At 46.8% G+C, this 14,628-nt stretch carries 13 protein-coding genes, 1 tRNA gene and 1 pseudogene; 6 read left to right on the top strand and 9 right to left on the bottom strand.

Annotated features, from left to right (window positions below; translation table 11 throughout):
* Window positions 1-25: 25 nt before the first annotated feature.
* From ACQ76X_RS30750 to ACQ76X_RS30730, 5 genes are all read right to left on the bottom strand, one after another.
* Window positions 26-1,069 carry a sensor histidine kinase gene (locus ACQ76X_RS30750; protein WP_438497549.1) on the bottom strand — a complete coding sequence of 348 codons (1,044 nt, stop codon included), beginning with the start codon at window positions 1,067-1,069 and terminating at the stop codon, window positions 26-28.
* Window positions 1,066-1,749, bottom strand: coding sequence for a response regulator transcription factor (locus tag ACQ76X_RS30745; RefSeq protein ID WP_038599269.1), 684 nt, complete (start codon window positions 1,747-1,749; stop codon window positions 1,066-1,068). The genes ACQ76X_RS30750 and ACQ76X_RS30745 overlap by 4 nt, the downstream gene beginning before the upstream one ends.
* Before the next feature lie 100 nt (window positions 1,750-1,849).
* Window positions 1,850-3,934 (bottom strand): serine hydrolase, encoded by a 2,085-nt coding sequence (locus ACQ76X_RS30740; RefSeq protein WP_438497548.1) that lies wholly within the window; start codon window positions 3,932-3,934, stop codon window positions 1,850-1,852.
* Window positions 3,935-4,103: 169 nt separating this feature from the next.
* Complete coding sequence (locus ACQ76X_RS30735) at window positions 4,104-4,430, bottom strand: carboxymuconolactone decarboxylase family protein (RefSeq protein ID WP_379143006.1); 327 nt, start codon at window positions 4,428-4,430, stop codon at window positions 4,104-4,106.
* 20 nt (window positions 4,431-4,450) lie between these two features.
* Window positions 4,451-4,843, bottom strand: coding sequence for a tautomerase family protein (locus ACQ76X_RS30730; protein ID WP_438497546.1), 393 nt, complete (start codon window positions 4,841-4,843; stop codon window positions 4,451-4,453).
* Between the two features lie 110 nt (window positions 4,844-4,953).
* Here ACQ76X_RS30730 and ACQ76X_RS30725 point away from each other — a divergent pair, with 110 nt between their 5' ends.
* Window positions 4,954-5,844 (top strand): LysR family transcriptional regulator, encoded by an 891-nt coding sequence (locus tag ACQ76X_RS30725; protein ID WP_438497545.1) that lies wholly within the window; start codon window positions 4,954-4,956, stop codon window positions 5,842-5,844.
* Window positions 5,845-6,147: 303 nt separating this feature from the next.
* Here the strand turns inward: ACQ76X_RS30725 and ACQ76X_RS30720 are convergent.
* Window positions 6,148-6,220 (bottom strand) — tRNA-Lys (locus tag ACQ76X_RS30720).
* A 144-nt stretch (window positions 6,221-6,364) separates the two neighbouring features.
* Window positions 6,365-7,696, bottom strand: a complete 1,332-nt coding sequence (locus ACQ76X_RS30715) for an APC family permease (protein WP_438497543.1) — start codon at window positions 7,694-7,696, stop codon at window positions 6,365-6,367.
* A 305-nt stretch (window positions 7,697-8,001) separates the two neighbouring features.
* On the opposite strand from ACQ76X_RS30715, the gene ACQ76X_RS30710 reads away from it, so the two are divergent.
* Complete coding sequence (locus ACQ76X_RS30710; protein WP_438497542.1) at window positions 8,002-9,090, top strand: low temperature requirement protein A; 1,089 nt, start codon at window positions 8,002-8,004, stop codon at window positions 9,088-9,090.
* A gap of 121 nt (window positions 9,091-9,211) precedes the next feature.
* Here ACQ76X_RS30710 and pyk read toward each other — a convergent pair whose 3' ends face one another.
* A complete protein-coding gene (gene pyk / locus ACQ76X_RS30705; RefSeq protein WP_438497541.1) occupies window positions 9,212-10,306 on the bottom strand; it encodes a pyruvate kinase in 1,095 nt (364 codons plus the stop codon).
* A 132-nt stretch (window positions 10,307-10,438) separates the two neighbouring features.
* Here pyk and ACQ76X_RS30700 point away from each other — a divergent pair, with 132 nt between their 5' ends.
* The 4 genes and pseudogenes from ACQ76X_RS30700 (at window position 10,439) to nfi (ending at window position 13,835) form a co-directional block, all read left to right on the top strand.
* Window positions 10,439-11,326 (top strand): fructose bisphosphate aldolase, encoded by an 888-nt coding sequence (locus ACQ76X_RS30700; protein ID WP_438497540.1) that lies wholly within the window; start codon window positions 10,439-10,441, stop codon window positions 11,324-11,326.
* A gap of 226 nt (window positions 11,327-11,552) precedes the next feature.
* Entirely contained in the window at window positions 11,553-12,164 is a 612-nt protein-coding gene (locus ACQ76X_RS30695; protein ID WP_438497539.1) for a Crp/Fnr family transcriptional regulator, read from the top strand.
* An 81-nt stretch (window positions 12,165-12,245) separates the two neighbouring features.
* Window positions 12,246-13,085: pseudogene (locus ACQ76X_RS30690) on the top strand (DNA alkylation repair protein).
* Window positions 13,086-13,157: 72 nt separating this feature from the next.
* Complete coding sequence (nfi, locus tag ACQ76X_RS30685; RefSeq protein WP_438497538.1) at window positions 13,158-13,835, top strand: deoxyribonuclease V; 678 nt, start codon at window positions 13,158-13,160, stop codon at window positions 13,833-13,835.
* Window positions 13,836-13,897: 62 nt separating this feature from the next.
* Here the strand turns inward: nfi and ACQ76X_RS30680 are convergent, their stop codons facing one another.
* Window positions 13,898-14,572 carry an Imm3 family immunity protein gene (locus ACQ76X_RS30680; protein ID WP_438497537.1) on the bottom strand — a complete coding sequence of 225 codons (675 nt, stop codon included), beginning with the start codon at window positions 14,570-14,572 and terminating at the stop codon, window positions 13,898-13,900.
* Window positions 14,573-14,628: the final 56 nt, after the last annotated feature.

The raw sequence follows: 14,628 nt of genomic DNA, 5'->3' as shown, positions 1-14,628 counted from the left end.
CAGGAGGTTCTACGTGACAATATTATCATATTGAAGTCCGGACAGATTCGAACGCATTGACCGCGGTGAAGGTCATCTGCATGGCCGTTCCTAATTGGGGCTCCGACTCTACCGTTAACCTAATCCCGATTTTGTCCGCAACAGTTTGAGCTAAATAGAGCCCCAGTCCAGTTGCCGCATTTTGCAGTCTGCCGTTCCCTCCGGTAAAGCCTTTATCGAAAATACGCGGCAAGTCATGTGCGGCGATACCCGGTCCTTCATCTCTAATCATCAATCTGACAGGCCCATCCTCAGTGGCTGTAGTCGACAGAACAATCATTCCGCCCTCCGGGCTATATTTAACCGCATTCGTCAATATTTGCCGGATAATAAAACGGCACCATTTGCGGTCCGTTCTAACTAAAGTCTCTTCGCCTTCAAACTCAACAGCTATGTTATTCTCCATACACCAGGAGCTAAGCTCACGTACTTCCAGTGCAGCAAGCCGCTGAATACCTGTCTGTTCCAACACATAATCAGCCTCAAGTGTCAGCAAACGCGAAATGTATAATTGCTGGTCGATGAGTAAATGAATCCGCAGCCATTCCGATTCGATTTTACGCATCGCCGGATGGTCTCTGTTAGCATCTATGATTAACTTCACCGCAGTCAGCGGCGTCTTTACCTCATGCACCCAGGCAGCGATATAATCCTGCTCCATAGATCGGGCAGAATGGCTCTTCGATATTTTATGCCAGTACCAGTGGTCCACTGCTCGTAAGAGCTGGCTCGTCGCTTCCTCCTGATACAAAAAAGTTGAAGGCAAGGTTTCAATCCAATCCTCGTGGATCCCTTCAGCCAGTTCTGCCAGCGCTCGCGGATACCTCGTTTCTTTGCGAAAACGCCACCCAAGGAAAACGATCATCGCCAGAATTAGCAGCATATTTAAATAGAGCATCGAATTGCCCCGGATGGAAATGCCATTATCGATCCAGATCAGCAAATCTACAAATAACAATGAGAACAGGAAGAACACAATCCAGCTTTTCCTGTCATACAGATAGCGGAGGAATAAACGTTTCCCGCTCATAACGTACACGCCATATAACCTAGCCCTTTTTTTGTTACAATCGCTTCTTCCAGTTGGAAAAGCGCCAGCTTTTGACGCAGCCGCGTTATGTTCGCTGTCAGCGTATTGTCGTTGACGAAGGTCTCATCATCCCACAGCTTGCGGATCAGATCCTGGCGTAAAATCACTTTATCCTTCTCCTTGACGAGCACCACCAGAATAAAAAATTCGTTTTTGGTCAATAGCACGTCCTGCCCATCCTTACGGATCAGTCCACGCTTCATATCAATAATGGTGCCGTTCCATTCGATAAGGTCATCAGCTTCCTCTCTGTAAGCATAGGTCCGGCGGAGAATCGCTTGTATTTGCGCGAGCAGCACGTCTATATGAAACGGCTTTTGAATATAATCGTCCGCCCCCATATTCATCGCCATCACCATATCCAGCGGATGATCGCGCGAAGATAGAAAGAGAATCGGCACTTTTGACACTGCCCGAATCTCCCGGCACCAGTGAAAACCATCATACATTGGAAGTTGTATATCTATGATGACCAGTTGGGGCTGCACTTTAATGTAGGTGCTCATCACATCATCAAATCGCTCCGGTCCCGTGACATGAAACGACCACTGCTCCAATCGTTCCTTTAAGGAAGCAAAAATGGCCTCATCATCTTCGATAATAAATATATTAAAATCCATATCGGCCAACTCCCTTCCGGCTGTTGCTCCTTCATCATACCATTCCGTGCTTCCATACAAAAAGGGGAGGCAAATGAATCGCCCCCCCACTGTAATGAACTTATTGCGGAAGCAGCATCGTGAACAGCAGAGCCGCCAGTTCCTGCTTGTTCAACGCCCGCTGAGAGCCGTAATCGAACATGCCGTTCGATTCGGTCACCTCCGGTCCATGCAGCTTCCAGATGACTGCAGAACTGACAGCATCGGCAGCCCATTTCGACGTGCCCGGTGCAAGGACAGCTGTGGAATCCGGCACCCTAATTCCCGTTACAGTAAGTAAGCGGTAGACGATAGCCGCAGCTTCTTCGCGAAGAATCGGACGGTCCGGTTCGAACAATCCGCTCCCCGTTCCATTCAGCATACCGGCCTCGACAGCGGCTTGAATATCCTTTCGGTAGGGAGAATTTTCAGTATCCTTGAATGCGGACGGGTTTGAAGACTCAGGGATACTCCATATCGCGTTAAAAGAATGTATGAACGCTCCACGGGTGACCGTTTGCGTAGGCTCAAATGGCTGTGACAAATCTTCCGTTAAGAAGCCCAATGACTTTAAGCTAAGAATGTAGCTGGCATACGGATGATCGGCCGATACATCCGGGAATCCGGCTGGATCCTCCGGTATTTTGGCCGCATAGCTAAATAAATTAGAGTATTTCATATAGAGGATACGACCCTCGGCATCCGCCTTGAAGGCTAGAGGATTCCCCTCCTCATCAACGAACAGCAGCTCGCCGGTCTGCTTCAACTGGTGACGGCTGAGCATATCGCTCACCCTTAGAGTGCCATCTCCTGCCACTTCGACTTTGGTCAGTAGTTTAATCCGCAAATCGGAGTACAGGCCTTCAAACTTGGCAAGTTCTTCCGCGGACTGTACCTTGAAACCCTTCGCTTCATACGGCGATTTGCCACTCGCATAATAATGATTCATAAAAGCGGTGAACAGATCATTACGCAAATCCTGATTCGTATTGTAAGAAACGAAAACACCCGTTTTACGGTCAGGTAGAATCCATAGCAGCGAACTATAGCCCAGAATGTCGCCACCTTTGGAGATCACAGCTTCACCCTTCGTTTTGGCCGGAAGCACGGGCGATTCAAAGCCATATGTCATATCCGGAAAATCCGGATGGATGGCCATCTGGTAAGCCGACATCGCCTTCACCGATTCAGGTGACAGGATAACCGTACCGTCTGCCGCACGGCCATCATTCAGAAAAGCTTTCATGAACAATGCCATATCGGAGGCTGTCGATAACATGCTGCCCTCCGGCCATTCACTTGGCGAAAAACCATACACCGGAATAGCATTGCCCTCCGCATCATAAGAAGTTACGAGCCGGCGGGTCAAATCTTTGGTCATGCTAAAGCTGCTTGAAGTCATACCGAGCGGCTTAAACAGATGTTTTTGCACATAACTCCCGAAGGATTCTCCACTTACCTTCTGCACAATGTATCCTTGCAGCCTGGAAGCAAAATTATCGTACATATAGGACGTTCCCGGCTTGCGAACAACAGGGGGGAACACATCGTAGATGCTTTCTTTTAAAGAAACCGGTTTCTGGGAAGGGTCAAATAAATAGCTGGCATCCGTAGGTTCGCGTACTTCAAAACCGGTCGTATGCGTCAACAGATGCTCTATCGTTACCGGTGTATCGAAGGGATTTGTTACTTTATAACCATCCAGGTACTTTTCAATGTTGTCCTGAAGCGAAATTTTCCCTTGATCGACAAGTTGCATAATGGCTGCGGCTGTAAATACTTTGGAAACGGAGCCGACCCGGAAGGTACCCAGGTTGGCATCTACCCGTGCCTTCGACGTTTTGTCAGCTACGCCGTAACCTTTGGAGACGAGCAACTTCCCGTCTTGAACGACAGAGATCGCAGCCGATCCGGCTTTTTGCTTAATGGCATCCCGGGCAAAAAATGCGTCAAGAAACGCCTCAACTTCCTTCGCATCACGGGGCCCGTTCTTTAAATCTCCCGGAGCAGTGCTGCTGAGTGCGGCTACTTGTTGGACCAAGGGTAAATGATCTGATGGCTCAGACGGCTGAGCATACGCGCTTGCTTCACCGGCAAGAGTCAACATCAGCAGAGCGGCCAGCATGCCGGACGTGCGGCGGGTTTTGTCATTCTTATTCTTACTCAACGAAAATCCTCTCCTTGCTTCCCTTAAATTTGGGCTTAACCCAAGTCAGATCGAACAGGCAGTTCCAACCAACACATTAATTGTATGGTTAAGCGCAAACCCTGTCGTTCGATCCAGGTGATAAGCAGGAGGGGGTTTGTTACATTGTTGTCACTTTGGGAATCACTTTCTAGTTTTCTTGGAAAATATCCTTAGCCACCTGTATCGCAGATGCGGCGCGCGGCCACCCCGCGTAAAAAGCGAGATGAGTTATCGCTTCGATCAATTCTTCTTCGGATAGACCGTTCTCCCGGGCCAGACGGATATGAAAGGGCAACTGCTCGGTAAGTCCACCAGCGACTAACGCCGATACCGTAAGGAGACTGCGTTCCCGAAGCGATAATTGCTCTCTCCGCCATACCTCCTCGAAGAGCACTTCTTCCGAATAGCGGGCAAACGCTGGGGCAATCTCCCCAAAGGTTTCAAGGGCTTTCGATGCAATTTTACGATGCTTCATTCCAATCCCCTCCTTTCCTTCTATGGACGTTCAATCATTTGTGCGATGCCATTGCCAAACGTCCAGTCCTCAAATTCCGTATCGACCAGCACGACGAAGACGTCTTCTTTCCTGATGTGGAGGGTGTTCGATAACAGTTGAGCCAACTTGCTGTAAAAACTCTTTTTTTGCTCCGTGCTTCTTCCGGATTTGAGCGTGATTTGAATGAAGAGCAGTCCATCCGTTCGCTCTATGTTCAAGTAATTCGGACTATAGTAAAACTCACTTGCTTTGTGTGCATGGAATACTTGAAAAAAATCATCCTCAGGTACGTTAAAATGCTCAACTAGAGCACTCATGATATCACGGCTAATAATGGGTAATTGCTCCGCATCGTATTTGTTTTCCAAGTAACTCACCCTGACGAATGGCATGTTCACTTCACTCCTTTAGCGATTTATCCTTATTGTACTCCCCACCTCTTATTCTGTATAATTGAATTAAATGATATTAAAATTCAATTTTTCCGATGGAGATATAGACTATGGACTTAAAGGAACTCACTACATTTCAGACTATCCTTCAAGAAGGAAACTTCTCCAAAGCCGCCGCAAAACTGAACTACGCACAATCTACGATTACGAACCAGGTTCAGCGGCTGGAGAAGGAACTGGGCATCAAGCTTTTCAAACGAGGCTGGGATTCAGAGCTTACCGCTGCCGGGCAAATATTTGCAACAGAGATCGACAAGCTGATTCAACACTGGAACTATGTAGCAGAACAGGCCAAAGCTTTGCAAAAAGAGGAGATCGGCACCCTCAGTATCGGAGGGCTGGAATCGTTAACAGAGCAGGTACTGCCAAACTCGCTGAAGCGGTTCCGCGACTATAAACCCAATGTATCCTGCCACTTCGTAATCGGGAACACAGCCTCCCTGTCCCGTTCACTACTTCAGAATGTATTGGACTTTGCCCTATGCGGAGAACCTGCCGAGGCGGCTTCGTTTCACTTTGAGCCACTGTACAACGAGCGTATCTCTTTCATCGCAGTGCACAACCACCCTTTGGCCGGGAGAGACAGAATCCCTTTTGAAGAATTACTGGGTTATCCAATCATATCCGGGGGAACTACCTGTTTATACTATTCACAGTTATCGAAGCAATTTTCCCGTTACACTGAAACTCCTTTTCTGTATACAGTAAGTCAAATCTCAGCCATTGCGGGGTTCGTCCAGCAAATCCCTTCCTCCATAGGAGCCGTTCTCGATTCTACGCCATTACCGCCAAATGTTGTGAGAATCCAAGTTGAACTGAAGGATTCCGCCATTCCGGTCGGCCTGCTACAAGCACGCAATGATGAGTATATATCCTCTTCCAAGAAGCTTTTGATGCAATATATAAAAGAAGAGCTGGAGCTTGATCAACGCCGAAACTAAACGCAAAAAAACACGCCGGTATTTGGCGTGTTTGGTTCGCTTGTCCGATAAGAGCAAGTGCTTTGGAGTCGCTTTGTATGTGCCGACCGCCCTGGTCCAAAGGATGCGGTCTATCTCTGCCCGTAATACCTTAAAGCCGCCGCCCTTAAAAGCGGCTATTGCCTAGAGAGTCGTGTTGACGCACGGCTCTCTTTGCATTGTACGTCTTTTCTATCCAAACTATACCACGATTCAAACCAAATAAAAAGCCACTCCACTACCCGAACAGCAGAAAAAACGGCATCGCTGCCGTTTTTTCTGTGATGGACTCTCAGGGACTCGAACCCTGGACCAATTGATTAAGAGTCAACTGCTCTACCAACTGAGCTAAGAGTCCAAATAGATGTCTAATTATTCGAATTCCACTAGACTAGAATCTTTCAAAAAAAGAAATCATCTTTAAAAGACGCTTTAATATCATATAACTTTATATTGCTTCTGTCAAGGAAATTATCACTCGAGTTCTTTCATTATTTTAAAACTACCGGTTTTTGCGGGACAGCACATAGTAGACCGGGAGTCCGGCCAGCGTAATGCCGATACCCACAAGAGAACGCAGCGGATCACTCACAATTGTGCTGGCCAGAATATAGATCCCGCCTGCCACCCCTAAGATAGGGGTAACCGGGTAGAGTGGCACACGGTAACGTCCTTTCTCCTGCGGCAGTTTTTTACGCAAGATGAACACACCAAACACACCCATTGTAAAGAAAATCCACAACACAAACACCAGCAAATCCGTCAGCGTATTAAAGGTTCCCGAGAAAATATAGATGACCGCCAGCACACTTTGAAAAATGAGCGCATTGGCTGGAGTCTGGAACTTGGGATGGATGCTTCGGAGTACCCGGGAAAAAGGAATCTGATTCTTCTCCCCCATTGCCTGAGGCACCCGCGCCGCGGTCATTAAATACCCATTCAGCGCACCAAGTACAGACACGATAATCCCCGCAGTAATGAAAGCTCCGCCGCCGCTGCCAAACAAAGCCTCGGCTGCATCAGCCCCAGGAGTCTGAGAAGAAATGATCTGATCGTAAGGCAGCGCCTTGAAAATTGCAATATTGAACAACACATAAACGGCGATCACGAACATCACACCAAGGGAGATGACCTTCGGCAGGGTCTTGGCCGGATCTTTAATTTCACCTGCCATATTGGTCACGCTGATCCAACCGTCATAGGCCCATAATGTGCCCAGAACCGCCGCCCCAAAGCCCGCACCAGTCGCAGTAGCTCCAATCCCTCCAAAGCCGGGAGCCAAATCCGAGAATAAACCTACTCCTACGATACCTGCAACCGGAATCAGCTTCCCAACAGTCGCAACCGTCTGAATAATACCGCCGAATTTGGTGGCAATTACGTTCATGAGGAGAATGAATGCCAGAATGGACACGGCCAGCAGCTTCTGCTGCCATTGATTCAGCGGCAAAAAGTATCCGGAGTATGTGGCAAACGCTATCGCCAGCGCCGCAACAGAGGCCGGATAGGAGATTACAGCCTGCACCCAACCCAGCAAATAACCGAATACCCCGCCGTACAGTTCACCTAGATAAGTATAGAGTCCTCCTGACTTAGGAATGGCGGCTGCGATTTCCGCCACGCTCAGCGCCGAAGCCAGTGTAATGATTCCTCCAATCCCCCAGGCCAAAATACTCATCCATGGCGTACCGGCATGATTCAGCACAATACCCGGCTTCAGAAAAATCCCCGATCCGATGATCATCCCCACCACAATGGCCAGAGCTTCAATGAATGTTACAGTTTTTGTTAGCGGCTTCGTATTCATAGTGAAATTAAAAGTCCTTCCTGTCACGAAATTATAGATCTCCCGGTTGTATTATATGTATTGGGGAACCGCAGCAGCTTCACCGGTTCATCCGGGTTTACGCGAAAATCACGTATATATAGTTTACGACATAACAGCAAAAAACACATTACGATACCGCAATGTATATAAGGAATTATATCGGTATTACGTATGCTGATTCTTCTAATAACGGATACGCTAAAGGGTCTAAATATTTGCTTATTTTTTAAGTAATTGTGTGCTAATATATTCTGATGAAACGTCACCAGTCTCCACACCTATTCTGCAGAATCTGAGGGGGCTTTCTAACAATGCATGAGAAAAAGGTTTCTTGGCTAGAGCTTTTTTACGATTTGTTATTTGTAGCTGCTGTTTCCAAAGCTACCCATGTATTGCTGCATGTCGAGCATAACAGTATTTCCGTTGAGCATCTGGTGAAATTCATCCTGATTTTCGTTCCGATTTGGTGGGCTTGGGTAGGGCAATCCGTATACATCAACCGATTCGGCCGTGACAGCAATGCGCAACGGCTCTTTATGATCGTGCAGCTGTTTTTTGTTTTGATCATGACCGCCAGTCTTGATGTGGACTTTGATGCAAATTATTTGCCGTTTTTCGTCGGATATATCGGTTTAAGGAGCTTAACCGCCGTCCAGTATGTGCTCTCTTCGCGGACAGAGGCTGCACATAAGCAGAAAACAGCCCGATTCTTAGGAGCCTCCTTTGGGCTGGGGATCGTTATCTCCTGCGTTTCCCTCTTTTTTGACTCCTCAGTACGGTATTTGTTTCTATATGCAGGCATTGCTGTGGACATTATTGTACCTCTGCTCGGACGAAAGATTTTGGTCAAGACGCCGATTCATACTGCGCATTTATTAGAACGATTTGCGTTGTTCACCCTGATTCTGCTTGGTGAGTCGGTAGTCAGCATGCTGTCTGTCCTGCAATCCTATAAATTCACAGGATCTTCTGTTTTATTTGCAGCCCTGGCTTTTCTATTAGTGATAGCCATCTGGTGGCAATACTTCGAGAATGTGGAGAAGCACGTAGACAAATCGAAACAAACAGCAGGACAGAGCCTCATATACGGGCACTTATTTATTTATTTTTCACTCAGTATGATTGCCGCTTCCATACAACTTCTCTTTATAGATCAATTGGAGTACGTATTTATGCTTTGTTTTGCCTTTGGCTCTGTGCTGATCTATTATATTTCCGTGATGTTCATACTCTATCAGTACAAATTCAATCATCTTAGACCCAGCTTCACCGTTGTTACTCTGTTAACCGGCATTCTTTGTGCCCTGTTTATCCTGGACCTATTTTTAGCGGCTTCTCCACATCTTATATTAGGCGAGTTGATGTTGTTCTTCATCATATTTGCCAAAGCAACGGCTTGAAATAGGTTATCACCTAAACGGCGGTTGAGCGAAAACACAAAGCAGCGAATCTCCAATAACCGGGAGACCCGCTGCTTTGTTCACCTTTCGGATTCTCGGGACGATTTCCGCCAGCCGCTATTTATTTTATGTGTCCCTTATACAGATTATCAAATAGGGACTCGGAGCAAATTTCCTCCAGTGAAAAACCGTTTTTCCCTTGCTCTCGCATGTTCTCTGCAAATTTGGCTACTGTATTCAGGGCTCTTGTGCTCTGCACAGGATAATGACCAACCGAGCTCTCAGCTGACAGCATCACGGCATCGCTCCCGTCCATTACGGCCTGAGAGACATCTGTTACCTCTGCGCGCGTCGGAACCGGATGATCGACCATGGATTGCAGCATTTGGGTGGCCGTAATTACATAGGTCTTCGACAGGCTGCACTCGCGAAGAATCGCTTTCTGAATAAAGGGGATACGTTCAAAAGGCAGCTCCACGCCAAGATCTCCGCGCGCAATCATGATTCCCTCGGACGCCTCCATGATGGATGGAAAGTTACGCACGGCATGAATAGTTTCGATTTTAGAAATAAGGCCAGGTTGACTATATTTCCCCAGTGAAGCTACAAACTTTCGAATTTCCTCCAAATGCGACGCCTCACGGATGAAGGAACACGCAATCCAATCCACATGATGCTCCAGCAGAAACTGAAGATCCCGTTTGTCTTTTTCCGTAATGGCCGGCAAGTGAAGTACCGTTCCTGGAAGATTAACGCCTTTTCGGCTGCCGATCATTCCACCGACTATAACCCTCGTAGTGATCCTAGACGAATGCTTGTCCGTCACCTCAAGCTTGACTTCCCCGTCATTGATTAAAATAGTTGCTCCTTGTAAAATATCTCCCATTACACCAGGATTATCGAGCGCTGCGCGTTCCCGGCTCCCCGGTTCATCAGACTGGTCAAGGATAAACGTTTGGCCCTCATCTAAGCGAATCGCGTCCCCTTTTACGTTCTTCAGACGGATTTTCGGTCCCTGCAAGTCACCCATTATCCGTACGGGCTGTCCCAATTCGGCAGCGGCTGCCCGCAAAGCTTCGATTACCCGCTCATGCTCTTCATGGCTCCCGTGCGACATATTGAGCCGGGCAGTCGTCATACCGCTCAGCAGCAATTCCTTGAGAACCGCAGGAGAAGAACTAGCCGGACCTATCGTGCAGATCAAATCAATACTCATGTGAACTCACCTCTCATACTTGATTGGCTTCCCTGTCTTTTCCTTTAGTTTGCATTGTTCGTTTAATCTAACTAAACTATACATGATTGAAACAGTTACCATTCACTTTATGGAAGGGAAGGGGAAACGACCATGAATACGAAACAATTGGACCGGATTCACACGGGAAAGGGCTTCATTGCGGCTTTGGATCAAAGCGGTGGGAGCACGCCTAAAGCACTGCTGCAATACGGTATTCAGGAAGACCGCTATTCCAATGAAGAAGAGATGTTTGAACGGGTTCACGAAATGAGAACACGTATTATCAAGAGCTCAGCGTTTGATTCCAAGCACATTTTGGGTGCTATTCTTTTTGAGAACACGATGGATCGTTTCATTGACGGGCAATTAACCGCCGATTATCTCTGGGAAGAGAAGGGCGTTGTGCCTTTTTTGAAAATCGATCAAGGTCTGGATGAACTTGAAAACGGGGTTCAGCTCATGAAGCCTATTCCCGGATTGGATGACCTCCTGAAGCGCGCAGTGCAGAAAAACATCTTCGGGACCAAGATGCGCTCGCTGATTAAGGAAGCAAATCCCGAAGGCATTCAAAAAGTTGTCGAGCAGCAGTTCACCATCGCTAAGCAAATTGCAGGTTATGGCCTGGTGCCGATCATCGAACCGGAAGTGGATATCCACAGCGCAGATAAGGGACAAGCTGAGAAGCTTTTAAAACATGAGCTCTCCACTCAATTATCCACCCTTGGCAAAGATGTAAAAGTCATGCTAAAACTGTCCATACCGACTGAGGACAATTTCTACAGCGATTTGATTGAAGATCCGCATGTGGTACGGGTCGTGGCTTTGTCTGGAGGCTATTCCCAAGCTGAAGCCAATGACAAGCTGGCACATAACCATGGACTGATAGCCAGCTTCTCCCGCGCTTTATCGCAAGGGCTCAGCGATCAGCTATCGGACGATGAATTCAATGCTATGCTCGCAAAATCTACACAGGATATCTACGAAGCTTCCATTACCTAAGTGTGGCTATCGGACAAAAAATGAACCCCGGGCTTTTATGCAGCCCGGGGTTCATTTATACGGCAGAGCCGTGATTTACATAGTTTGTTTCGTCGGAACTGTGGCTCGATTATGGTATGGTAGTACCAATTACATGCCAAGGAGGATCCATGGATAGCATCCAGTATTTACCCAGTTTAATCTTCTGAATAATCTGTCCACTGAAGACTTAATGGAGATGGAGGAGATGACTTCCATTACAGCAGTCCCGGTGAATACATTGATCCAGACACCGTCGACATTTACAGAAGGTTTGTTTTTTGTCAAAAAGGGCAAGGTTCGTCTTTACCAGCTGAGCAGCACCGGCAAGCAATTTACGCTCGATATTCTGAGTGAAGGAAATGTTTTTGGCGAAATGGCCGGCATCTCGCTTGGGACAAGAGAGCTCTTTATAGACACGCTGGATGATTGCGATATTTGTCTGATGAATAAAGACCGCTTCGAAGGGTTCCTGCTGAGCCGGCCCCGTTTCATGTTGAACCTGATACAGACTCTAAGCAGCCAATTTAATGAAATGGGCAGTCTGATGTTGCAGTTGGCACTTGGGGATTTGCGGTTTAGGCTTGCGCATATTCTGCTGCGTTTGTCCCGCAGGTTCGGCTGTGAAGAGCATGACGGATTATCCAGGATCAACCTGTCCTTATCCCACCAGGAACTCGCCAATATGGTTGGAGCCACCCGGGAGGCAGTAAGCGGCGTCCTGCAGCAATGGAACAGGGACGGTCTGGTCCAGACAGGCTTTAAAACGGTCCGCATCCATCCGCAGCGACTTGAGAAGTTGATATCAGATCGTCTTTAAGCTGTAATCTGCATTACATCTCCCATGCGGTTGCTCAGGGTATTTTAAGGAAAGCAAACCCATGAGGAGGTTCTTTTTTTGATGAACGAAACGGCTTCGCTTCCCGCAGATATCCTTAAGCGCAAAGGCGCCAACAAGGCTGCGGATATTCCGCAAAATGTGCTGAAACTCTTAAATCAAGGTCTTATTGAGAGCGTCAATCTGACAGAATGGCTGGCAGTGGATCACCGGGCGTTATTGTCCATTGTGCTGAACACCTCAGGTCTTTAACATGAAGCAGAGGTAATGCTGCCAGCTTTAAATAAGCTTAAAGAAGACAAGCCGATGAAGATGATTCCGGCCACTGCAGCGCAGTGGCATCGCCTGCTGATCGAGTTGCCCGAGACCGGGCCCACCCAATTGTTCGCCATGCTGGCGTCACACCGCTCCGACAGCGTCCGCTGTTGGGCGGCTTATATCGTCGGAGTCACTCCAGATATGGATATTGCCGGCATACTGCAGCATATCCGCCCGTTTGCTGCCGATTCCCATTTTGGAGTGCGTGAGATTGCTTGGATGGCCGTAAGAGCCCACATCTCAGCCAATCTGGAGGCAGCCATCACCCTCTTGGCAAAATGGGTCCGGGACGAAGACGCAAATATCCGCAGATTTGCCGTGGAGTCGACACGTCCCCAAGGCGTCTGGGCAAAGCACATACAAGCCTTGAAAGATAACCCAACACAGGGGCTTCCGCTCCTTGAACCCCTTCGTTCCGATCCGGTCAAATATGTGCAGGACTCGGTGGCCAATTGGCTGAATGACGCCAGCAAAAGCCAGCCAGATTGGGTGCTGCAGCTATGCTCCGACTGGCTGGAGTCCTCTGACACGAAGGAAACGAAACGCATTACTGAGCGGGCGCAACGGACCCTTAGACGCAAGTAAAGCGGTGACGCAGTTTGCATTTCTAAAAACAAATCTCTGTATATTCTAATGTTCGAAAATGAGGGATACAAAATGGAACCACTATTAAACCATTCATGGATTCTAACCGAAACGGAAGCAATAATATTACAGCAAAAGTTATCCTTAAAAGTTATAAAAGAAGATCAATTTGCTGAAATTCGTTATATCGCTGGAGTAGACGTGGCATATAGTGAACAACGTGACTTGCTGATCGCCGCAGTAGTCATTTTAGAAGCAAACTCATTAAACATAGTAGAATCAGTGGTGGTTGAAGATTCTGTTCAATTCCCTTATATCCCCGGGCTGTTTTCATTCAGGGAGCTCCCCCCTTTAGTTAAAGCATTTAAGCAGATAAAGACCTCTCCTCAGTTAGTTGTCTGTGATGGTCAGGGGATTGCTCATCCGAGGCGATTTGGTCTGGCCAGTCATTTAGGTGTTCTATTTGATATTCCTACAATTGGTTGTGGAAAAACCAGGTTATTAGGAGAGTATGAAGAACCCAATTTAGCAAGAGGATCTATTTCACCACTGCAAGATCAAGGAGAGATTATCGGAAATGTTCTTAGAACACAGAATAATGTTAAGCCTATCTTCGTCTCCACTGGTCATCGTATTTCATTAGATACCGCTTGTGAATGGGTTCTACACCTATCACCCGATTATCGTTTGCCAGAGACAACACGTCAGTCAGACCAACTTGTTAAAAAGGCTTTAGCAAGTATCGAATAAACTTTATGCAGGGCGGATTACCGCCCTAAATATGTTACCCTGTCTTCATTTCTAGCCCCCGGCTACATCAACAAGTTGCTGATTCGGATAGACAGATCTACCTTCTCAGCTTCTGTTAACTGTTCACCTACATCATTTATATCGAACTGTTCCAGCTCCTTTCTGATTTCTACAAATTGTTCATTTCCCTTAATATCATATCTAATTAGTAACTCTACAAGCGTAGTTTTAACAACAATATTTTCGCTAAGCGTATTCGTACATTCACGTTCAAAACGCTCCAATACTTTCTCTATCATTTCATTTTTATTATTCACTTTATTCATAATGATCCCAAAGAAATTCTTAACTTCTTTCTCCATCTCATGGTAGTACCATCTTGTGTATGGGCAATAATCTACTGGAATATTATCAATTTCATCTAATACCATATCTCTGCGCTCTAATATATCCTTATACTCATCAGGAGTTGTTTCAATTTGAAGCTTATGTACATCTAAAGAATTTAATGCCTCGACTATTCTTTCTTTTGCTTTAATGAATATTTTTGAATGCGTTAAGCAAATTCTTCCTTCTGAAATATATACAACAGCCTTCTCCATTTCCCCTCTACTTTGCACACCAAAATATGCATCAGCTGTACAGGCGATGGCTTCAGCATCGCTCATCTTCTCGCTTTTATAATCAAAATATATTTCATAAAACGCACCAAATAATGCTTCATAATTTCGTCTCACCTATCTGTCTCCTTTATTCTCACCGTACGGATGATTAATTCGTAAAGTGGGAGGTA

Source organism: Paenibacillus sp. IHBB 3054 (genome assembly GCF_051594305.1).
GTDB lineage: Bacteria > Bacillota > Bacilli > Paenibacillales > Paenibacillaceae > Paenibacillus_AQ.
This window is presented reverse-complemented; position numbering and strand designations above follow the sequence as displayed.